This window comes from Pararhizobium capsulatum DSM 1112 (assembly GCF_030814475.1).
Classification (GTDB): domain Bacteria; phylum Pseudomonadota; class Alphaproteobacteria; order Rhizobiales; family Rhizobiaceae; genus Pararhizobium; species Pararhizobium capsulatum.
Map to the genome: position 1 here is coordinate 48,814 of NZ_JAUSVF010000002.1, position 20,161 is coordinate 68,974.

The 20,161-nt window shown below is 59.1% G+C and carries 15 protein-coding genes and 5 pseudogenes; 8 read left to right on the forward strand and 12 right to left on the reverse strand.

Annotated elements, in window-relative coordinates; all coding sequences use genetic code 11:
• Positions 1 to 143: 143 nt before the first annotated feature.
• The 10 genes and pseudogenes from QO002_RS20740 to QO002_RS20785 form a co-directional block, all read right to left on the reverse strand.
• Positions 144 to 2,603 (reverse strand): phosphoketolase family protein, encoded by a 2,460-nt coding sequence (locus QO002_RS20740; protein ID WP_307233620.1) that lies wholly within the window; start codon positions 2,601 to 2,603, stop codon positions 144 to 146.
• Between the two features lie 301 nt (positions 2,604 to 2,904).
• Positions 2,905 to 3,048, reverse strand: a pseudogene (locus tag QO002_RS20745) (zinc-dependent alcohol dehydrogenase); the annotation flags it as partial.
• A 58-nt stretch (positions 3,049 to 3,106) separates the two neighbouring features.
• Positions 3,107 to 3,760, reverse strand: coding sequence for a CBS domain-containing protein (locus tag QO002_RS20750; RefSeq protein WP_307233621.1), 654 nt, complete (start codon positions 3,758 to 3,760; stop codon positions 3,107 to 3,109).
• A 392-nt stretch (positions 3,761 to 4,152) separates the two neighbouring features.
• Positions 4,153 to 4,314, reverse strand: a pseudogene (locus QO002_RS20755) (integrase); the annotation flags it as partial.
• Positions 4,315 to 4,341: 27 nt separating this feature from the next.
• Positions 4,342 to 5,013 (reverse strand): flavin reductase family protein, encoded by a 672-nt coding sequence (locus tag QO002_RS20760; RefSeq protein WP_307233622.1) that lies wholly within the window; start codon positions 5,011 to 5,013, stop codon positions 4,342 to 4,344.
• A 1-nt stretch (position 5,014) separates the two neighbouring features.
• Complete coding sequence (locus QO002_RS20765) at positions 5,015 to 6,439, reverse strand: M24 family metallopeptidase (RefSeq protein ID WP_307233623.1); 1,425 nt, start codon at positions 6,437 to 6,439, stop codon at positions 5,015 to 5,017.
• A gap of 45 nt (positions 6,440 to 6,484) precedes the next feature.
• The gene (locus tag QO002_RS20770; RefSeq protein WP_307233624.1) at positions 6,485 to 7,321 is read right to left on the reverse strand and encodes an ABC transporter permease; all 837 of its coding nucleotides are present in this window, start codon (positions 7,319 to 7,321) and stop codon (positions 6,485 to 6,487) included.
• A complete protein-coding gene (locus QO002_RS20775; RefSeq protein ID WP_307233625.1) occupies positions 7,314 to 8,141 on the reverse strand; it encodes an ABC transporter permease in 828 nt (275 codons plus the stop codon). Before QO002_RS20775 ends, QO002_RS20770 begins: the two co-directional genes overlap by 8 nt.
• A 10-nt stretch (positions 8,142 to 8,151) precedes the next feature.
• Positions 8,152 to 9,195 (reverse strand): ABC transporter substrate-binding protein, encoded by a 1,044-nt coding sequence (locus QO002_RS20780; RefSeq protein WP_307233626.1) that lies wholly within the window; start codon positions 9,193 to 9,195, stop codon positions 8,152 to 8,154.
• 27 nt (positions 9,196 to 9,222) lie between these two features.
• Positions 9,223 to 10,431 (reverse strand): ABC transporter ATP-binding protein, encoded by a 1,209-nt coding sequence (locus QO002_RS20785; protein ID WP_307233627.1) that lies wholly within the window; start codon positions 10,429 to 10,431, stop codon positions 9,223 to 9,225.
• Positions 10,432 to 10,949: 518 nt separating this feature from the next.
• Here QO002_RS20785 and QO002_RS20790 point away from each other — a divergent pair.
• From QO002_RS20790 to QO002_RS20805, 4 genes are all read left to right on the forward strand, one after another.
• Positions 10,950 to 11,879, forward strand: coding sequence for an ABC transporter substrate-binding protein (locus tag QO002_RS20790; RefSeq protein ID WP_307233628.1), 930 nt, complete (start codon positions 10,950 to 10,952; stop codon positions 11,877 to 11,879).
• A 4-nt stretch (positions 11,880 to 11,883) separates the two neighbouring features.
• Complete coding sequence (locus QO002_RS20795) at positions 11,884 to 12,753, forward strand: amino acid ABC transporter permease (protein WP_307233629.1); 870 nt, start codon at positions 11,884 to 11,886, stop codon at positions 12,751 to 12,753.
• A gap of 63 nt (positions 12,754 to 12,816) precedes the next feature.
• A complete protein-coding gene (locus tag QO002_RS20800) occupies positions 12,817 to 13,947 on the forward strand; it encodes a sugar phosphate isomerase/epimerase family protein (protein ID WP_307233630.1) in 1,131 nt (376 codons plus the stop codon).
• 180 nt (positions 13,948 to 14,127) lie between these two features.
• Complete coding sequence (locus QO002_RS20805) at positions 14,128 to 14,874, forward strand: GntR family transcriptional regulator (protein ID WP_307233631.1); 747 nt, start codon at positions 14,128 to 14,130, stop codon at positions 14,872 to 14,874.
• Positions 14,875 to 15,081: 207 nt separating this feature from the next.
• Here the strand turns inward: QO002_RS20805 and QO002_RS20810 are convergent, their stop codons facing one another.
• Positions 15,082 to 16,062 carry an aldo/keto reductase gene (locus QO002_RS20810; protein WP_307233632.1) on the reverse strand — a complete coding sequence of 327 codons (981 nt, stop codon included), beginning with the start codon at positions 16,060 to 16,062 and terminating at the stop codon, positions 15,082 to 15,084.
• A gap of 404 nt (positions 16,063 to 16,466) precedes the next feature.
• Positions 16,467 to 17,092: pseudogene (locus tag QO002_RS20815) on the reverse strand (hypothetical protein).
• A gap of 121 nt (positions 17,093 to 17,213) precedes the next feature.
• Here QO002_RS20815 and QO002_RS20820 point away from each other — a divergent pair.
• The 4 genes and pseudogenes from QO002_RS20820 (at position 17,214) to QO002_RS20835 (ending at position 19,910) form a co-directional block, all read left to right on the forward strand.
• Complete coding sequence (locus QO002_RS20820) at positions 17,214 to 17,468, forward strand: hypothetical protein (RefSeq protein ID WP_307233633.1); 255 nt, start codon at positions 17,214 to 17,216, stop codon at positions 17,466 to 17,468.
• A 145-nt stretch (positions 17,469 to 17,613) separates the two neighbouring features.
• Positions 17,614 to 18,519 (forward strand): annotated as a pseudogene (locus QO002_RS20825) (tyrosine-type recombinase/integrase).
• A 3-nt stretch (positions 18,520 to 18,522) separates the two neighbouring features.
• Positions 18,523 to 19,640, forward strand: a pseudogene (locus QO002_RS20830) (IS91 family transposase); the annotation flags it as partial.
• A gap of 72 nt (positions 19,641 to 19,712) precedes the next feature.
• A complete protein-coding gene (locus QO002_RS20835; protein ID WP_307233609.1) occupies positions 19,713 to 19,910 on the forward strand; it encodes a hypothetical protein in 198 nt (65 codons plus the stop codon).
• Positions 19,911 to 20,161 lie beyond the last annotated feature (251 nt).

A 20,161-nucleotide genomic window follows, 5' to 3' on the forward strand; every position in this document is an offset into this window, starting at 1 on the left:
TCGGATTGGACGCCTGTCCCCTCCCCTTTGGCATTATCGAGATAGACGCGATGAATAGCCGACGCGTATCTGCATTTGACCTCGGAGGTCCGCCCGCCCACTGGATGGAACCACCGCGGGAACCGGCAGGGTTGCGCCTTCGCTCAGGCGTTGTCTCCCTCCGTCGAGGTTCTGTGGGCTGCGCCTCCATCTTTCGAGTTCCATTTCCACCTTCTGATGGCCGGCATATCGTCGCCGTGCTTCTCGATATATTGCCTGTGTTCGATCAGCCTCTCGTGAATTGCCTGCTTGAAATACGCGGCCCGGGCGCCCAACTGCGGCAGCCGGTCGATAACGTCCTCGACCAGATGGAACCGGTCCATTTCATTCAAGACCACCATATCGAATGGCGTCGTTGTCGTTCCCTCTTCCTTGTAACCACGGACATGCAGATTGCCGTGGTTCGTGCGGCGGTAGGTGAGCCTGTGGATCAGCCACGGATAACCATGGAATGCAAAGATGATCGGCTTGTCCTTCGTGAACAGGACATCAAAGTCCCGATCCGAAAGTCCGTGCGGATGCTCTTCCGATGGCTGAAGCTTCATGAGGTTCACCACGTTGATAACGCGGATTTTCAGCTCCGGGAGATGCTCGCGGATGAGTTCGACTGCAGCCAGGGTTTCAAGAGTTGGAACGTCACCGCAACAGGCCATCACCACATCGGGTTCGACGCCCTTGTCGTTGCTTGCCCACTCCCAAATTCCGAGCCCTTCGCTGCAATGCTTTACGGCCTGATCCATTGTGAGCCATTGCGGAGCTGGTTGTTTGCCGGCGATGACGACATTGACGTAGTTGCGGCTGCGCAGGCAGTGATCGGTCACCGAGAGAAGTGTATTGGCATCCGGCGGCAGATAGACCCGCACAACGTCTGCCTTCTTGTTGACGACGTGGTCAATGAAACCTGGGTCTTGATGGCTGAAACCATTGTGATCCTGGCGCCACACATGGGAGCTCAGAAAATAATTGAGCGAGGCGATCGGACGCCGCCACGGTATGTGATTGCAGACCTTCAGCCACTTGGCATGCTGATTGAACATCGAGTCGATGATGTGAATGAAGGCTTCATAGCAGGAAAAGAAGCCGTGCCGACCCGTCAATAGGTAGCCCTCAAGCCATCCCTGGCATTGGTGTTCGCTGAGCACCTCCATGACCCGGCCATCCGGAGAGAGATGGTCATCCTCCGGGTAAATATCCGCCATGTAGCAACGGTTGGTCACCTCCAGCACATCCTGCCAGCGGTTTGAGTTGTTCTCATCGGGGCTGAACAAGCGAAAGTTCTTGCTGTCCAGATTCATCTTCATGACGTCACGAAGAAACTTGCCCATAACCCGTGCCGATTCCGTTATCGTTTCCCCTGGACGGTCAACGGATACAGCGTAATCGCGGAAATCGGGCATCCTCAGGTCGCGCAACACCAGCCCGCCATTGGTGTGCGGGTTGTCGCTCATTCGACGGTGCCCCACCGGGGCCATCGCCGCCAGCTCCGGTTTGAATCGACCACTTTCGTCGAAAAGTTCATCGGGTCGATAGCTCTTCATCCATTGTTCAAGAACGCCAATGTGCTCCGGCTTGTCCATGTCGCTCATGGGTACCTGGTGCGCCCGCCAGTAATCTTCGCACTTCTTGCCGTCTATTTCCGGCGGGCAGGTCCAACCCTTTGGTGTGCGGAATACGATCATCGGCCATGCAGGACGCTTGAGGTTGCCGTTTATGCGGGCCTCATCCCAGATATTGTGAATTTCCGCGACTGCTGCGTCGAGCGCAGCCGCCAACTGCTGGTGCACGTTTTCCGGGTCGCGGCCTTCAACGAAATAGGGCTTGTAGCCCATACCTTCGAAGAACTTCTGCAGCTCGTCTCGGGGAATGCGGGCAAGGAAGCACGGGTTGGCGATCTTGTATCCGTTCAAATGCAAGATCGGTAACACGCATCCGTCGCGCGCCGGATTGAGGAACTTGTTGCTGTGCCACCCAGTCGCCAACGGCCCGGTCTCTGCCTCGCCATCGCCGACAACGCAGGCCACGATCATATCGGGATTGTCGAATGCTGCCCCGTAAGCGTGGCTGAGCGCGTAGCCCAGTTCGCCTCCCTCATGGAGGCTGCCGGGCGTTTCTGGCGCAACATGGCTGGGGATGCCACCAGGAAAGCTGAATTGCTTGAACAGCCTCTGCATCCCCTCGGCGTCCTGACTGATATTTGGATAGACCTCGCTATAGGTTCCTTCGAGATAAGCGTGTGCAACCAAAGCCGGACCACCGTGTCCAGGCCCGATGACGTAGATCATGTTGAGATCGTCTCGTTTGATCACCCGGTTGAGGTGAACATAGAGAAAGTTTAGCCCGGACGTCGTACCCCAGTGTCCAAGCAGGCGCGGTTTTATGTGTTCCCGGGCCAAGGGCCGCTTCAGCAGCGGATTATCGAGGAGATAAATCTGCCCTACAGAAAGATAGTTGGAGGCCCGCCAATAGGCGTCGACGAGATGAAGCTCATCTGGCGACAGGGGCGGCTTCGCCAAGGTCTGCGCTGCTGCAAGTTCTTTGCCCATTGCCGTCGCAAGCGAAACCATCAAAGTCTCCTGTGAAGTCGGACCGATCGCTGAACGAAACTGCTTTCGCCCCTAGGCTGGCATCGGATGCCGCGCAAACCAGGTAAAGGTTGCGAATTTTCGCGACCTAGATAGGCGCTCCAATGTTGCATAAAAAGGGCGAACGGCAAAGTAAATTCGAACCAAAGAGCACGTTTAAGTTGCGCCCCTTGATACTACGCACCGACACACATGCCAGATTTCGTCAGTATACTCAGCGGTCGTAAACCGCGGTGAAAGAAGGAGTTCGCTGAGATGACGCCTTATCTGAAAGAAATCGGTTCGCACGAGGGTCTGTATGGCAAACGCCGGTCGCTTCATACCGGACGACGATCCCACCTGCCCTGGGAGTTGGAACCTCTACCTCGTCGATTGCAAGAGGCGCCCGAAATGCACGGACGACCGCGGCTTTCATAGTTTGCGGCATGATCCCGCATGTAATTCTTGAGCAGGCAAATTTGGCTTCTCCGATAGGGAGAATGCCGCTAAAAGTGCTCGACAACTCCTCTGACCCCTCGAACACTTTCTGCGACGATCCGTGCGGCTCTCTTGCACTCTTGCGTCTCGACGTTGCCCCAGAGATGAACGATCCCGTCGGCGACCGTCACTTTCACGTCCAGGCCTTCCAGCCCTGTGCTTTCTCCCAGGCGGATCGAAATGCTGCGTTGAATGGCCTCATCGCCCGCTGCGGTTTCATCCTGCTTAGCCATTAGAATTGCCTGCAGCAGATCCGCTCGGCTGATGATTCCGACCAGTTCACCCGCTCTTATGACGGGAATTCGCTTTACACCGCGATCCTGCATAAGCTGTGCGACGCGCCGTAGGGGAGCATTCTCGTCAATGGTCAGGGGATCGCTAGTCATCGCGTCACCCACTCTCCAGGAGCTGCGTTTGACATACGCGCTCGCCCGATCTTCGGCAGACGAAGCTTTGTCGCCCGGCGATGTAAATGCTCCGCTTCCTAGCTCCGTCCTTCGAATAAGGTCGCCTTCGCTGATAATGCCGAGCAGATGTCCCTCATCATCGACGACAGGCATGCCGCTGATGTGATTTTCCAGCATGACCTTGGCTGCCTGCCTGACACTGTTGTCGGGCGATATCCTGATGACATTCGTCGTCATTGCATCTTTGACGCGCATCTCGTTCTCACCTCCTGTGGATCTCGCCACCCGGACCGTGCAATGCCAAGTTAAACCCTTTGCGAGATTTCGACAATCGGTCTCATGATGGCGAGCCACAACACGCGTTTTAGGACGTGGCGAGGTTCATCAATCCGACCGAGACGAAAGCGACGCCAAGTGCTGTCAATTGCGTATCCATAGGTAACCTTCTTGAGAGGACCTGCAGCTTCCAGAAACGTAGTTCTCGACAAGAATCCCAATCCCGAGAGGTCAGGTAGTGTCCGCTTTGCAGAAGCGGCGGCCGGTGGCCCTATGAGCGCATGGCAGGCGCGTAGCTGCTCAATCGAGCTGCTAATCCGGGAACACATATTCCATATGGCACGGCCCCGCTAATGCGGGGCCGTGCCTTGTCAAATTTCAGTATGCTCACCTAATTCCAGCGCATCCTCTATGTCCACGCCGAGGTATTTGACCGTGTTTCCGATCGTCGTGTGCCCCAACAAGATTTGGATCGTGCGAAGATTGCCTGTGGCCTTGTAGATCATTGCGGCCTTCGTACGCCGAAGCGAGTGGCGATGATCGACGAGGATGACATTGTTTTACGCCACAACATGCATGGAACTGGTTTGGGGGAGAGCCCACTCTTCCTTGGTGTGTGTCTTTACATCGAACTGGTCCCGCGTCCGGGTGTAGGTGTGCCCGCCCATGCGGCCGACGGGGTCCATCAGTTGCTGGTCGATATGCAGGTTCGACGGGTTGACCGCATCGCTGCGGACGTAGACGCCCAGGACTTCCCCGAGAATGATTTCACGGGCCGGACCGACCTGCAACGTCGTGTGACGGCGGCATTCGAGGGCGGCCGGGGCGGCGAGGATGCGCGGGCTGCGGACCATCTGGCCCGGTGCGGTGGCCAAGCCCGCTTCCTCAAGTTCGTCGACCTCGGGTCCGAACTTGATGGCGCAGATTTCCATCTGGGCGACGAGGTCGTCGTCGCAGATATGCACCGTGAATTCACCTGTTTCGCGGATATTCCGAGCCGTGTCCTTGAAGCGCATGTCGGAATAGTTCTCGACGCCGATGGCGACGATGGCCGGGTCGTGGGTCAGCACGTTGAAGAAGCTGAACGGCCCGGCATTCGGCAGGCCTTCCTTGCTGACGGTGGTCACCAGCGCGATCGGCCGTGGGATGACCGTGCCGATCAGGATCTTGTAGCGCTCCCGCTCCGTCAGCTTAGCGAAATCGAAATGCGTGTGGGGAATGTTTTCGTTCATGTCAGGCCTCGACGGCAATGCGATGGGTTTCAAGCGGGGTATGACGGCTCAGGTTCTCGAAGCCATCCTTGGTGACGACATACATGTCACCGATATTGCAGCCGGCGGATAGCGGCTCAAGCCATTGGGTGTGCATGACGAACACCATGCCCTCCTCCAGCCGGTCGTAGTTGTGAGACGAGATGTTGAAGCTGTTCTGGCCGCCGGCCATGCCGACGGAGTGACCGAGGTTCGGATTGTGCGGGCCTGCGGTGGCCGGGTAAACGTGCATCAGCTTGCGGCCCTGCGCCTCCCAGTCGATATCCTTGACATATTGCTGCGGGATCAGCCGCGCCTTGCCGTCCGGCATCGACGACCAGTTGTAGGGCATGGCACGCGCTTCTGGCGACGTCAGGAAACCGCGCTCGATCATCGGCTCGAAGGCGGCGTTGTTGATGTCGCGCATCAGGGCACCCGGCCTGATCAACTTTTCGGCGCGCTTGACGCCATCTGTGCAGACGGCCAGTACCTCCTCCTGGCGTTTGGTGATCTCGCCGACTGCGACCATGCGGGCGGTCTGGGCGGTATAGCCGCGATAGGTGACATTGGAGATATAGAGGTTGATCAGATCGCCGGGACGCACGACATGGCCGTAGGGCTTGCCGCAATGGGTGCCGAACTCGTTGATGCCGATCTGATAGCCGTCGCCGGTCTCGCCGCCGAGCGTTAACTGGGCATAGGTGAAGGCCGAATAGATTTCATGGTCGGTCACGCCGGGTTTGGCGACGTGATAGGCAGCCTGGGTGCCGATGCTGACGAGTTGGGCTGCCGCGCGGAACAGCTCGACCTCGCGCGGCGAGCGGACTTTCTGCATGCGGTCGAGAACGCCGTTGTCGGCGATGAACTTGGCTTTGGGAAGAAGCTCATCAAGCGCCGACCAGAAGGTCAGCGATGTGCGGTCGCCGATCCGGCCGATCTGGGCCTTGGCGAGACCGAGATTGCTCAGGAGTTCCGCGCATTTCTCGGCTGTCTTGACGATGGAATCGCCGGGGCGGTCAGCGTACTCGCGGCCGATGGGACCGATCTGCCAGATTTCTTCGACCAGAACTGGTTCGCCACCCGGCGGCAACAGCACGGATTGCGTGAAGAAGGACAGGAGCACCATGGCTTTGTCCTCGTCGGTCGGAATGATCAGGACGCCTTCACGCATCCAGTCGCAGATGTAGCGAAGATAAGCGTTGGACGTGTGGAACCAGCCGACGCCGCCGGTGTGCACGATGATCGCATCGTGACCCGCTTCGACGGCTTGGCGCCGGATGCGGCGCAGGCGATCCTCGAATTCCTCGACCGGCAGCGGCAGCGGCGCAGAGAACTCGAAATCCGGCTCGAAATCGGCCATCAACTGTCCCATGCGGTAAGCACCTGACTTCGATGCGCGAATGTTCATTGGTCTATTCCTTCAAAGTACACAAAATTTGGTTTGTTCGGATGGTCACGCCTGCTTCGGCGGCGCCAGCACGCGCCGGGCGACGAGCATGACGATGAGCGTCAGTCCGATCAGAATTCCGGAGATCGCGGCGACGCGGACATCGAGCGATTCTTCGATCAGGGCGAACATCCGGAGCGGAAGAACCGTCGTCTGCGCATCCGCAAGGAAGAGCGAGACCGAGACGTTGTCCAGCGACTGGATGAACACGAGGAACGCCCCGGCCAGGATGCCCGGCATCAGCAGTGGCAGTATCACCCGCCTGAGCGTCGTGAACCATGTTGCGCCCATCACCGTGGATGCCTCGGCCAGCGAGGGATTGAGGCCTTGGGCCACGACAGACGCGGCGCGGTACATCAGTGGTCCGAACACGACGATATGCCCGGTCACCGTCAGCCAGAGCGAAGGCTGAAAGCCGACGAAATTCGCAACGATCAGCGCGGCGAGGCCATAGACAAGGCTGGGCAGAACCAGCGGGGCGAGAAGCAGAGGCTCGATGGCCCCGACCGTGCCACGCCGCATCCGGCTCATGCCGATGGTGGCCGGCACAGCGAACAGCAACGAGCCCAGAACCGCAAGCCCGGCGATCTTCAGCGAATTCCAGGCCGCGACGTGCTCCGTCGCCGAACGGACCGGATCGAGTAGTGCCTCGTACCAGCGCAACGAAAAGCCTTCCGGTGGATATTTCAGCGACTGGCCTGATGTGAAGGACATCGTCAGGGCGATGAAGATCGGCGCGACGAGATAGATGACGCACAGGCCACCAAAGCCGAAGACGAATGCCTTGTAGAGAAACGCGGGAATGGGATTTTCCCCAATTTGACTTTTATCGGTATCACGCATGGCCGACCAGCCTCCTGTGACGGGAAATCATTGTCATGGCGACCAGCAGGCAGCCGGTTGAGAGCAGAAGCACGACGGCAATCGCCGATGCCATGGGCCAGTCGAACAGCGTGCCGACCTCCCGGTAGATCAGTTGCGGCACGTAGACATTGCGTGCGCCGCCGATAACCGCTTGTGTCACGAAGGAACTGCTGGTGCTGGCGAAAACGAGGATCCAGCCGGCGAGCAAGCCGGGCAGCATCAGGGGCAGAAGCACCGTGACGAAGATGCGCCACGGACCGGCACCGGACACCTGAGCAGCTTCACTAAATTGCACGGGCGTTCGCGACAGGATGGCGATCAGCGGCAGGATGATCAGCGGAAGGTCGATCTGACACATGGCCATGACGAGGCCCAGCTCGGTAAACATCAGGCTGGTGGGGCTTCCCGTCACACCTAATGCCATCAGGGTTTCGCTGATCGGCCCCTGACGCCCGAGAATGACGATCCAGGCGAAGGTGCGCACCACGTTGCTGGTGAGCATCGGAATGAGCGTCAGGAAGATGATGACCTGACGGGTGGTCTTGCCGCTGTGCCAGTAAAGAAGGGCAATCGGTACGCCCAGCAGGGTCGTGCCGACAACCGTTTCCAGCCCCAGCCTTGCCGTGTTGACGAGGACGCGGAAATTGAACGCGTCCCCGAAGAACCTGATGTAATTGGCCAGTGTCGCCCCTTCGGAGCCGATGAAGCTGAACCCGACGAGGACGGCGAGCGGCGTTGCAAAGAACGCCACCGACAACAACAGCATCGGGATAACGTATGGAAAACCGCTCGCCTTCATGGGTTCGACCTCAGCCTGCGACGAGCGCGTCGAACTGGCGGATCCAGTCCGGCCGGTTCTTGTTGATCTCGGCCCAGTCCGGATAAACCATCTTTGCGAGCTGATCGCGTGTTACATAGGCTTCGATCTCGGGCGTGAGAGCGACGTCCTTGTTGGTCGGGAACATCTCTGTCGGCGGCATCTTCAGCGCGTCCTGCGCGGCCTTCGAGATCGCTGCATCCATATAGGCATAGGCCGCGTCGAGGTTCTTGGCGCCCTTGGTCAGGTGGATATTGACCGGAGCAGCCGGCGAACCGGTTTCCGGCTGGACGAACTCGGCGTTCATGCCAAGCGACTTCAGGCGGGCGACATTGCCGGTCGAGCACATGAACACGGCGATTTCACCCTGCTGGAACAACGTCATCTGGTGGTTGGTGCTGTCGACGACGCCCTTCAGATGCTCGGGATGGTCCTTGAACAGCTTGAAGACGGCAGCCATGTCGCTCGGGCCGGAGCCAAAGATCTTCGCCATCTCGGTATAGGCCATGACGGCCGTGTTCGAGGCAAAGCCGGTCCAGGAAACCTTGCCGCTATAGGCCGGGTTTTCGAACAGGTCGCGGTAGCCCTTCGGCTTCGGCACCATGTCGGGATTGTAGGCGATGCCGTTGACTTCGATCGTCACGGTCGGACCGTATTCGCCCTGGAAGGCCGGGTCGAGCATGCCCCAGTTCTTCAGCCTGGACGGGTCGATCTTCTGGATCAGGTCGTTCTCAAGTGCGATCGCCATCTGGCCCGGCGACATCAGCAGCGTGTCGTAAGGCGGGTTGCCGGGGCTGGCCATGACCTTGGCGAGCTGGTCCTGCGCCATGGAGGGAGCAATCGTCAGGTCGTAACCGGCCTCCTTGACGAGTGGCGTCAGCACCGTGCGGTAGCCGTCTTCCCAGTTGCCCGGAAACGTGGCGGCAATGGCGGTTTCGCCGGCGGCAGCCCTGACGGAGAAAGGAAAGGCTGCGGAGGCAGCGACACCGGCGGCAAGCAGGCCGAAATGGCGGCGGGTCATTGTGAAGTCGGTCATGATGTTCACCTCTGTTGTTACGTTTCTTTATTGGGAATTTTCCGGCTCACCCGGAAAGGCGTGACACCTCATGGTGTCGATCTCTGCAAAAAGCTGCGCTCCCGGCTCGGGAATCGCCGTGGACGGCCCCCGCACTTCGGACGAGCGCAGGCCCGTACCATCTTCGAGAACCAGATCGTGGACGAGCGACGGGCCAAGCGGTACGGAGACCGTGACATCAACCGGAAGCGCGTTTTCCATCGGCTGCGTCGACAGGCGAACCTCTTCCGGCCGGAAGGTGATCGTCACCCTCGAGCCGACCGTGAAGCTCAGGCGGCGCGGCAGCCGCAGGCTCTTTTCGTTCGCAAGGCCGATCAGCGTGCTGACGGCATCGAAACCGACAACCGTTCCCTGCAGCAGATTGGCCTGACCGATGAACGTGTTGACGAAGAGCGTCTTCGGCCGGTCGTAAACCGCCATCGGCGTATCGGTCTGCTCGATATTGCCCTTGTTCATCAGCACTAAGCGCCCCGCGAGGCTTTGCGCCTCCTCCTGGTCGTGGGTCACGATCAGCGTGGTGATGCCGAGTGTCTTCTGAAGATGCAAAAGCTCGACCTGCAGATCGAAGCGAAGGGCGCGATCAAGCGCGCCGAAAGGCTCGTCGAGAAGAAGCAAAGACGGGCGCCCGGCAATGGCACGCGCGACGGCGACACGCTGCTGCTGGCCGCCGGATAGCTCGCGCGGCAGCCGGTTTCCGTATCCTTGCAGCCTGACGAGAGACAGCATTTCGTCGACCCGCGCCCTGCGCTCCGCGCGCGGCACCTTCAGGCAGGCAAGCGGATAGGCGATGTTTTCCGCGACAGTCAAGTGCGGAAACAGCGCGTAGTTCTGGAAAACCATGCCGATGCCCCGCGCCCGTGCCGAGACATTGGCGAGATCGTCATCCCCGAGGATAATGTTGCCGGCCTTCGGATGGATCAGGCCCGCGATGGCACGCAGCACAGTCGACTTGCCGCACCCGCTTGGGCCGAGCAGCGCGACAATCTCGCCCGCCTCGACATCGAACGAGACGTCGCTGACGGCATTCTGCCCGCCATAGCTATGGGTCACACCCCGGACACTGAGCCGCTTCCGATCGGCCGTCTTTGCGATATCGAGCATTTGGCTTCCCCGCGTTGTGGTCACTGACGGTGCTGCCCCTTCCATTGCGAGACGAAAATGCGGCTTGGTCAGGAGTGTTGCGTCAAATGTGTTCATGGAAGTCGAATTGCAAGCGGCGTGCCAGTTTGAATTAACGCCGTTTGTGAAACTTATAAATTACTGAAATAAAATAGTTATTTTTGATTTATAATGTTTCGTAACTTTATAATTAAAGAAAGTTCTTATCTCGTGATAATTTTACTCTGCATAAAGTTTCACCAAAAACCCATATTTGTGAGCATGGGTTTGATCATAAAATGAACGATAGCTTGTCGACACCGCATGAAGACACGTCCTCAAATCCCTCTCGAGACGCCACCTCAATGCCTCCCGACCGACGCAGAGAATTTGGGATAAACCCGAATATGCCTGCAAAAGCGGTCATCAGGTGAAAAGTTGTGCACGTATTGTTCGAAATATTATGCGAAACAAAATTCGCAACTTTGTATGGAAATCGTAAATTCAGAATAGTTTATTCGATTTCAATGGCTTATTAAGAGGCCATCAAAACTGGCACGACGATTGCATTGCTGATCCCAGGAAATTCACACAAGCAAAAATGCAAAGGGGATCTCATGAACGTCCAGAGAATTTTGAAGGCAGGCCTGGCAAGTGCACTCATCACTCTGATGACCACCTCCGTATATGCGGCCGAAAGTGCCGCCGTAAAAATGGTGCCTGATACCGATGTGGCTAAACTGCCGGGCATTGCGCTCACCCAGACGCTGGCCGATGGCCTGCCGGCCTCGATCAAGGAATCGGGGGTGCTGAAGGTCGCGACCGACCTTACGCCACCGATCAGCTTCCATGCCGACGACGGCAAGCTCGTCGGGATCGATGCGGATATTGCCGCCGCCCTCGGCGTCATCCTTGGCCTCGATGTTCAGATGACCGACGTCGGCGCGGGTGCTGCGATCGTACCCTCGATCCTGTCGAAGCGTTTCGACATATCGATCTCGGGCATCAACGATGATCCCGAACTGGAAAAGCAGGTCGATGTCATCGACTATATGTATGACGCGACCACGATCATGACGATCAAGGACAATCCCCTCGGCATCAAAAGCATGGAAGACCTCTGCGGCAAGAAGGTCGCCGTGCCGGTCGGCACCTTCCAGGGCAAGATGGTCGAGGCCGCGTCCGCGAAATGCGCAACCCCGATCGACATCATGTCCATCCCGAAAATGCCCGACGTTCTTCAGGCCGTTCGCACCGGCCGCGCCGACGCGACCGTCAATGGCTACGCCACCAGCGTCTATACGACGGCCAATCAGACCGGCAACGGCAAGGGCCTGCAGGCGCTTCCGGATATCCGCCTTGCCGTCGGCTATCTCGGCATGCTGACCGCCAAGGACAACCCTGAACTGCGCGACACCGTCGTTGCCGCCCTGCAGCAGATGGTCGATAGCGGCGCCTATGAAACCATCATGAAGAAGTGGGGCCTCGGACAGCTCGCCGTGAAGACCGTCAAGGTCAACGACGCTGCAAACATGCCGGTGGATTGAGCCCATGTCTCTGTTTGCGGCTCACCCCACTGCCCTCTCCCTTGCACCACCCGTCGCCAGGCCGATCCGGTGGGGCCAGATTTTGACCGGTGCCAGCGCGATCCTCGCGCTGGCTTTCTTCGGCATGATCGTCGCGCAGAGCCAAAGCATTCAATGGGCGGAAATCCCGCATTACCTCATCCATCCGTCCATTTTGAGCGGCGTTCTCCTGACGCTGGAACTGACGGCTGGCGCCATGGTGTTCGGGATTATCCTCGGATGCCTTCTCGCCCTGATGGCAACCTCGCAAAATGTGGTTCTGAAGGCGATTGCGGCAGGCTTTGTCTGGTGGTTTCGCGGCGTGCCGCTGATCGTTCAGATCTTCTTCTGGTTCAACATAGCTCTCTTCATCCCGCAGGTCGGGATGGGAGACTACAGCATCTCGATCAACGACCTCGTGACGCCAGCCTTTGCGGGGTTCCTTGCGCTCGGCCTGCATGAAGCGGCCAACATGGCGGAGATCATACGCGGCGGCCTCGTCGCCGTCGATAAAGGGCAGCGCGAGGCAGCAACGGCACTTGGGCTGAAGCCGAGACAGACCTTCCTCACCGTCGTCCTGCCGCAGGCGGCGCGCCTCATCGTTCCACCGACCGGGAACCAGGCCATCGGCATGCTCAAGGCCAGCGCCATCGTCTCGGTCATCGGCATGCAGGATCTGTTGACCCAGGCGCAGGCGATCTACGCCCGCAACTTCCTGGTCATCGAACTGCTGTTCGTCGCCTCGATTTGGTACCTCGCCATCACCACCGTCGCCTCGATCGGCCAGCATTATCTCGAAAAAAGCCTCCAACCCAAGAACCGCAGCGCAGCAGGAAAACCCAAGCGGCGTGCATAGCGTCCTCAACATCAAGGACGCCATCGAAGCGCGTCCAATCAGGAAACACCAAGGAGTTTTGCCATGAAACTGGGTATCGACAGCATCAAACTGCCGGAGTCGAAAAAACGCGGTCCGCTGGCCAGTCTGGACCACGTCAAGGAACTGGGGCTCGCTGGCATCTTCTTCAGCACGGTGCTCGACATGAGCCCGACGCTGGACCCCGGCGCCCTGCGCGACATCCGCGCGAAAGCTGATGAGCTGGGGCTCTACCTCGAGAGCGGCATCGGCAAGGTCAATCCCTATTGCAGCGCCGAAGAACCGGCACTGCGCGCGGCCGGCGGCGGCGACATCATTGCCGGCTTCACCCGCATGATAGAGGCGAGCGCCGCGATCGGCTGCTTCGAGCTTTGGGTCGCGCCGGGCAATTTCAAATCCGAATATCGCGGGCGGCTCGCCAATGACCGGTTTCGCACCGACGTGACCTGGGAAGAGCAGTTGGCCGGCATCGAAAAGGTGCTGCGGAAGCTCGCGCCCGTCACGCGCGCCCATGGCGCCCACATGAACATTGAAACCCATGACGAAATCACCTCGTTCGAAATCCTGCGACTGATCGAGAAGGTGGGCGCTGACTGCGTCGGCGTCGTTTTCGATACTGCAAACGGATTGCAGCGGGCGGAACATCCGGTTTTCGCCGCCAAACGCTTGGCGCCCTATATCCGCCAGACACACATGAAGGATGCCTATGTCGGCCGTGCGCCCGGCGGCCTCGATTTCCAGACCCGGCCCTGCGGCGACGGCATCGTCGATTTCGCCACGATCCTGCCTATTCTCGCGGAGGCCAATCCCCAGCTCAACCTATCGCTCGAAGTGGCCCAGTCGGTTGAGGACAAGCCGCGCAAGGCCAATCCGCGCCAGTGCATCGAGATCGATGACCCGCTCTGGCGCGCGGGCCATCCGGACCTGACCGCGGATGAACTCGCAGCCTACAGGGACATGGTCGATGCCTACGCAAGGCGGGTTTCATCCGGCGAAGTAGCGAACTGGGAGGTATACGAGGCGAGCCAGTACGGCTATCCGACCTACGAAAACCAGTCCTACGGCTTCAACGAAGCCATAGGCTTCATAAAGACCTCGGCTCGTCATATTGAAACAATCTGCAAGGAGAAGAGTATCGTGCTTTCTTGCCCAGCCGCCAAACAGAAAGCCGCTTAAAACGCGCGACGGGGTGTTGACGGAACATGACTGCCAACACCCTGCAAGAAGTCGTTGAAGACCCGCAAACGGTCGTTTGCGCACGAATATTCTTATGGAAATAATTATGGCATGCAGCTATCTGGGGTGCGGAGTGATCGGATGCCCGTTCGATGCCCCGGATTCGATGTGGAGAAGGCCATGAAAAGGACGCGCCGTCAAAGCGCCAAGACGATGCCCGCAGCCAATGGCGCAGCGGACGCTGCAGATAGCAACGATGATGTCTCCGAGCGTATCCGCGCCACGCTGGCCGCGGCCATCGGAGAAGGCGCCCTGAAGCCCGGCACCAAGATTCTCGAAGAAGCGATCGCCGAGCATTTCGGGGTCAGCCGGACAGTGGTTCGCGGTGCGCTTGGCGTACTGGAAAGCGACCACCTCCTGGAGCGGAAAAGAAACCGCGGCACCTTCGTCGCCGAGCCGAGCCTCGAGCAGTCCAAAAACCTGTTCGAAGCGCGTCGAAGAATTGAAAGCCTCCTCCTGGAACTCGTTGTTTTGCGGGCAACACCGGAACTGCTGGATGAGCTTGAAAGACTGACGGACCAGGAAGAGCACATCCACCACCACGGCGACGAAAAGTCTAAGACGGTCCTCTCCGGCAAGTTCCACATTGCCTTGGCCGAGATCGCCGGCAATCCGGTGCTGACCGAAGTGCTCACCAAGATCGTCGCCCGCCTCTCCCTTGTCATGTCGCTCTACGAAGAAGAGCGCAAAGACGACTGCGGCGCCGACCACCACCGCATGATCGTGGCTGCTCTAAAAGCCAAGGATTTGGCCAAGGCCCAGCAATTGATGGATCACCATCTCGCTGACATCGAAGGTCGCGTCCGCCTCACCGAAGGACAGGGCGATCGGCATACGTTTCTGGCTGTGTTGGAGAATTTCTCATAAATTTGTATGATTATGGAAGAAGTCCATTGATCTCGAACTCCTTCCAGCCAATCGAGTTCGAGACGATGTCTCGATTTTGGGTTTTCGAGACTGTACCGCCATAACGGCGGGGAAGAGCTACTCCCTCTCCCTCCGCTCGATTAGTCGTTCAGCTCAGCCACCAATCTCCAATACTGGATTGCTGGAGCGAGTCGGCCTGCGTAAGGCTTATCTGTCTACCGATGCCATCGACGCATAACGGTCGCCGATCGCGGCCCCAACGGGCAGGATCTCATTGATGCGCGCAAGGTCGGCCTCGTTAAGCACCACGTCGAGCGAGCCGATATTGTCATCAAGATACTTGCGCCGCTTTGTTCCGGGAATGGGCGCGATGTCGTCACCTTGGGAAAGTACCCAGGCGAGCGCCAGTTGTGCTGGCGTGCAGCCTTTGTCCACTGCCATCGCTTCTATCGCCCGGACGAGTTCGACATTTTTTTCGAATGCATCTCCCTGGAAGCGAGGCGCGTTTCTGCGATAGTCGCCTTCAGGGATGTCAGTCGCGATTTTGAACTGCCCGGTGAGAAAGCCGCGGCCGAGCGGGCTATAGGGCACGAAGCCGATACCCAGCTCGCGCAATGTCGGCAGAATTTCTAGTTCGGGATCCCGACTCCAGAGGGAATACTCTGTCTGAAGTGCGGAAATTGGATGAACGGCGTCGGCTCGACGGATTGTCGCGGGCGCGGCTTCAGACAAGCCGATAAAGCGCACCTTGCCCGCCGCCACGAGTTCGGCCATTGCGCCAACCGTTTCTTCGATGGCCACGTTCGGATCGACGCGGTGCTGGTAATAGAGATCGATTACGTCGAGCCCCAGTCGCTTCAAGCTAGCATCGCATGCTTCCTTGACGTAGTCCGGTCGGCCGTTGATACCTGCGAAGCTGCCACCAGGTCCGCGCACGTTGCCGAACTTCGTCGCGATAACGACTTTTCCGCGATGTTTGCGGACGATTGGACCGATCAGCTCCTCATTGGAACCAGAACCATACATGTCGGCGGTATCGAGGAAGGCGATCCCACTATCGATGGCATGCTCGAGTGTGGCTATCGATTCTGCATCGTCACGTCCCTCGTAAAATTCGGACATACCCATACATCCGAGGCCGAGGGCAGAAACCTCCAAACCTTGCGAACCAAGTTTACGCATTTTCATGATTATTCTCCCCACTTCGGCCAGAGACCCGGTCTCCCGGCCGAATTCAATTGGCGGCGAACCCGTTGTTCCGGGCTACTGTTAAACGTAGGCCTTCACGCGAGAAGTACAGTGATCCTAGCGTTTTTTTTGGCAGGCCCGCGTAACAGCGGGTTTCCGATCTCGACACTTTATGACCTACCGTCTCTGCATCTGTCACTGTGAGTTCTCACGCTGATATACTGAGCACGATGAACCTGCAGTAGTCGCTCCCTGCAGAGAAGCAGCCATTCAAGGCCACAGTACGGTAACTCGCCCTGAACTCGTTCCTGACGATACTACTCAGGTAGCAGACAGACTGCTTTCAGGAGCGTCAGCAGTTTTGCGAACGACCGAATTCAAGGCGCGAAGTGGCCGCTTGACGATTATCGAAGGAGCCCGTCGCGTCTGAACTCTTCCCAACCGATCAGGTTGGAGGCGATGTCTCGATTTTCAGTTTCGGATATTGGCCCGCATTTGGTGGTGTTTCTCAACGACCGCGTCAACTTCGCTTTGTAGGCACCCCGTCTGCGGTTTTCGGTGGCGGCCGCCTCTTCCTCCAGCCAGTCATCGACGGCTCCCGGTCGAGAATGTCTGCGACAATTGTCGGGTCGAAGACGTGAAACGTTATTTTCCTGGTACGCCCGCGCAGTTTGACCGTTCGCGTTCCAGCACTTGGCAAGCGGCCGTCCGCCAGCCAGCGGTGTCTTTCGCTCGTCTTGATCGTCAGGATGTCCTCAAGTTCCCGCGGAATTACTGGAAAGGTTTCAATGTCTGCCAGTGCCTTGGCGACGACAGCCGATGCGGCGTGGAATTCCGCCTTCTCGCTTGTGGACATCATAAGGGTCAGTTCGGGACCATCGAGTTCGAGCGATTTCTTCGTGGCAGGTGACAGCCGTGCGCGAATTTCCAGAAGGATGCCCTTCATGCGGACGGCTGAACCCAATGTCGCCGCTGGCGGTAGTACCCATGTCTTGAGCAGTTCGACGTCGTTCTTGTTGTGCTTTGGCATGATGCCTAGATGGATCGCCTCATTTAGATCTTCAATGAGGCCGTTCTTTTGGAAAGAGCACGTCCTGTAGGGCTACACGGAAAAGTATGGTAAGCGGCAGCGAAGCAGCAAAAGGAGTGGAATGGTGAAGGAACCAACCGTGGCAGACGCAACAAACCAGATTTATGAATCGCTTCAAGCGGACAATGCCGACATAGACGTGCATATCGCAGCGCTCAAGGCAGCGTTGATGCGAAAGGGTTTGAAAGAGGCCGTATTCGATCCCACCAAGCTTGTGCAGAACAACCGTTCTGGCAGGAAGCTGATGCAGGCCTATTTTCGGCAGCGCGGCGTGACGGTGAAATACTCGGCGGACCGGACTGGCGGAGCGGAATGACTGATTGGGGGCCGGTGAACGAACCCGCTGCGCGGGAGGGCGCCTGCGGTTGAAATAGAGGGCCCTGGCTGGAAGTCGCGCCTGGATTGAACGTCGTCGGGCAAGGGCGGAGCATGACAAGCTTCTTCAACCAAGGAACCTGACCATGCAGTACCCCCGTCTCGACACGCCCGTCAGCCGGCTGCGCCAGCGGCTGATCGACGACCTGAACATGCGGCGTTTGTCACGCGAAACGCAGCGCAACTATCTCCGCGACATCGGTCGCCTGGCAACCTTCCTCGGGCGTTCACCAGACACGGCGACCGCCGACGACCTGCGCCGGTTCCAGATCGAGCAGCAGGAGGACGGCGTTCCCGTTCCAACAAAGAACAGCATCGTGTCGGCGCTACGGTTCTTCTTCACCCAGACCCTCGACCGCCCGGACTTGGCGCGCAGGCTCGTCCGGCTGGCGCTTCCTCGGAACCTGCCTGTGGTACTGAGCCGCGACGAGGTTACCCGGTTCCTCAATGCCACCACCTGCCTCAAGCACCAGGCAGCATTGTCGGTCGCCTATGGCGCCGGCCTACGTGTTGCAGAGGTCTCCATGGAAGGTCGCCGACGTCGACAGCGAGCGGATGCTGCTGCGCGTCGAACGTGGCAAAGGCGGGCGCTATCGCAATGCCATGCTTTCGGAGGACCTGCTCACCCTGCTGCGCCAGTAGTGGAAGGTGGGGCGGCAGCAGGGCGTGATGGACCGCGACGGCTGGCGGTTCCCCGGACAGCACGCCATGAAGCCGATCAGCACGCGGCAGCTCTATCGCATCGTCGTTGAGCCGCCCAGGCCGCCGACATCGCCAAGCGGGTGGGGCCGCATGCGCTGCGCCACAGCTTCGCCACCCACCTGCTGGAGAACGGCACGGATATTCGGATCATCCAGGTCCTGCTCGGGCACGCAAAACTCAACAACACCGCCCTCTACACCAAGGTCGCGACCAGGACGGTCCGCACGGTTACGAGTCCACTCGACAAGCTCGGCCTGTTCAAGCCGGGAGAAGCCTCCCCCGACGGTTGAGCTTTGCGTGCCTCGATCGAGGTCGCCGACATCCTCTGTCCTGCCGGGGCGGCGTACCGGCGCGCGCATGCAGGACATCTGAGCCTGCCGCAACTGAAGGTGATGTCGGCGGTCGAGAACTGCCGCACTGCTGCCCTCGGCGGTCATGTCGAGGCTTGCGAGGACTGCGGCCAGCGGCAGATCGCCTACAACTCCTGCCGCAATCGGCACTGTCTGAAGTGGGTGCAGCGGCACGGACATGGCTTGCCGAACGCGAAGCTGATCTGCTTCCAGTCGGCTACTTCCACGGCGTGTTCACGCTGCCGGCCGAGGCCGCCGGCATAGCGTTCCAGAACAAGGCGTTTGTCTATGACCTGCTGTTCAAGGCGGCGTCGGAGACGATGCTGACCATCGCGGCCGATCGCAAGCACATCGGCATCACCGCCGTGCTCCACACATGGGGATCGGCGATGACGCACCATCCGCATGTGCACATGATCGTGCCTGGCGGCGGCATCACGCCAGACGGAAGTCGATGGATATCATCGCGCCCGGCCTTCCTGCTTCCAGTACGCGTACTCAGCAAACTGTTTCGACGACTATTCCTCACTCGGCTGGTCGCTCTGCACGACGCCGCGCGGCTCAGCTTTTTTGGCGCACTTGCTCACCTCGCCGAGCGGCGGGCATTCTTGCGGCATCTGTCGCCGGTCCGAAAGAAACGCTGGGTGGTCTATGCGAAGGCGCCGTTCGCGGGTCCTGAGGCGGTTCTTGCCTATCTGTCGCGCTACACCCATCGGGTCGCGATCTCCAACAGCCGCCTCATCCGCTTCGACAAGGACAGCATCACCTTCCGCTACAAGGACTATCGCCGCGACAGCGCTGACCGTCAGCAGGTGATGACGCTCGCAACCGACGAGTTCATCCGCCGCTTCCTCATCCATGTCCTGCCGCGTGGCTTCCACCGCATTCGGCACTACGGCCTGCTCGCCGGCTCCGCCCGCAAGGCCAGCCTCGCGCTCGCGCGCGAACTGCTGAACGTCGCCGCGCCACCTGATGACGATACCCCAGACGAACCGGACAACTTCCGCCCGCCATGCCCATGCTGCGACGGACGCATGATTATCATCGAGATGTTCGAACGGTGAAGACAGCCGCGTGGACCGCCGAACAAAACCTCACCGAACCGGGAGACTGCCTCATGACCCGGCATTGGCATGGTCAAGACTTCAGTCGCAGGCGTCACGCCTCCGGCAACCGACCCGCATGCGACCGTGGCGATCATTGCCGCCGACACGGTCGCGGCAGCCGGGGCCGGGGCCGGGGCCGGAAATCCGCGCAGGCGCGCAAAGAAGCGACCTGCCCGTCATCCATCATCCCACTCCCTCACGGCGATCCTGGTACCGCGCACATGAGCCGAAGATTGAAATCTCCATAGCCTTCGACTGGGTCCGCGGGTTCCTTCCTCGGGGACTTTCGTACGCCTCACGGCGCCCGAAACTCTTCACGTGTGCGGACTGTCAGTTTATGGTCTCGGTTCTTATCAAGCGGACGTTCAAGGCTCGCCACGAGTCGCGGGCTGCAGCCGCATCCGATCTCCAATACGCGCATGCCCTGCCTAAGCGGAAGGGTATTCATAAAGGCGGCCAGACGCAGCGACAGGTCT

What these genes read in the sequence shown, in the direction of transcription:
- QO002_RS20740 (WP_307233620.1), bottom strand. Translation starts at nt 2,603, where the DNA reads ATGGTTTCGCTTGCGACGGCAATGGGCAAAGAACTTGCAGCAGCGCAG.
- QO002_RS20750 (WP_307233621.1), bottom strand. Translation starts at nt 3,760, where the DNA reads ATGCGCGTCAAAGATGCAATGACGACGAATGTCATCAGGATATCGCCC.
- QO002_RS20760 (WP_307233622.1), bottom strand. Translation starts at nt 5,013, where the DNA reads ATGAACGAAAACATTCCCCACACGCATTTCGATTTCGCTAAGCTGACG.
- QO002_RS20765 (WP_307233623.1), bottom strand. Translation starts at nt 6,439, where the DNA reads ATGAACATTCGCGCATCGAAGTCAGGTGCTTACCGCATGGGACAGTTG.
- QO002_RS20770 (WP_307233624.1), bottom strand. Translation starts at nt 7,321, where the DNA reads ATGCGTGATACCGATAAAAGTCAAATTGGGGAAAATCCCATTCCCGCG.
- QO002_RS20775 (WP_307233625.1), bottom strand. Translation starts at nt 8,141, where the DNA reads ATGAAGGCGAGCGGTTTTCCATACGTTATCCCGATGCTGTTGTTGTCG.
- QO002_RS20780 (WP_307233626.1), bottom strand. Translation starts at nt 9,195, where the DNA reads ATGACCGACTTCACAATGACCCGCCGCCATTTCGGCCTGCTTGCCGCC.
- QO002_RS20785 (WP_307233627.1), bottom strand. Translation starts at nt 10,431, where the DNA reads ATGAACACATTTGACGCAACACTCCTGACCAAGCCGCATTTTCGTCTC.
- QO002_RS20790 (WP_307233628.1), top strand. Translation starts at nt 10,950, where the DNA reads ATGAACGTCCAGAGAATTTTGAAGGCAGGCCTGGCAAGTGCACTCATC.
- QO002_RS20795 (WP_307233629.1), top strand. Translation starts at nt 11,884, where the DNA reads ATGTCTCTGTTTGCGGCTCACCCCACTGCCCTCTCCCTTGCACCACCC.
- QO002_RS20800 (WP_307233630.1), top strand. Translation starts at nt 12,817, where the DNA reads ATGAAACTGGGTATCGACAGCATCAAACTGCCGGAGTCGAAAAAACGC.
- QO002_RS20805 (WP_307233631.1), top strand. Translation starts at nt 14,128, where the DNA reads ATGAAAAGGACGCGCCGTCAAAGCGCCAAGACGATGCCCGCAGCCAAT.
- QO002_RS20810 (WP_307233632.1), bottom strand. Translation starts at nt 16,062, where the DNA reads ATGAAAATGCGTAAACTTGGTTCGCAAGGTTTGGAGGTTTCTGCCCTC.
- QO002_RS20820 (WP_307233633.1), top strand. Translation starts at nt 17,214, where the DNA reads ATGGTGAAGGAACCAACCGTGGCAGACGCAACAAACCAGATTTATGAA.
- QO002_RS20835 (WP_307233609.1), top strand. Translation starts at nt 19,713, where the DNA reads ATGGTCAAGACTTCAGTCGCAGGCGTCACGCCTCCGGCAACCGACCCG.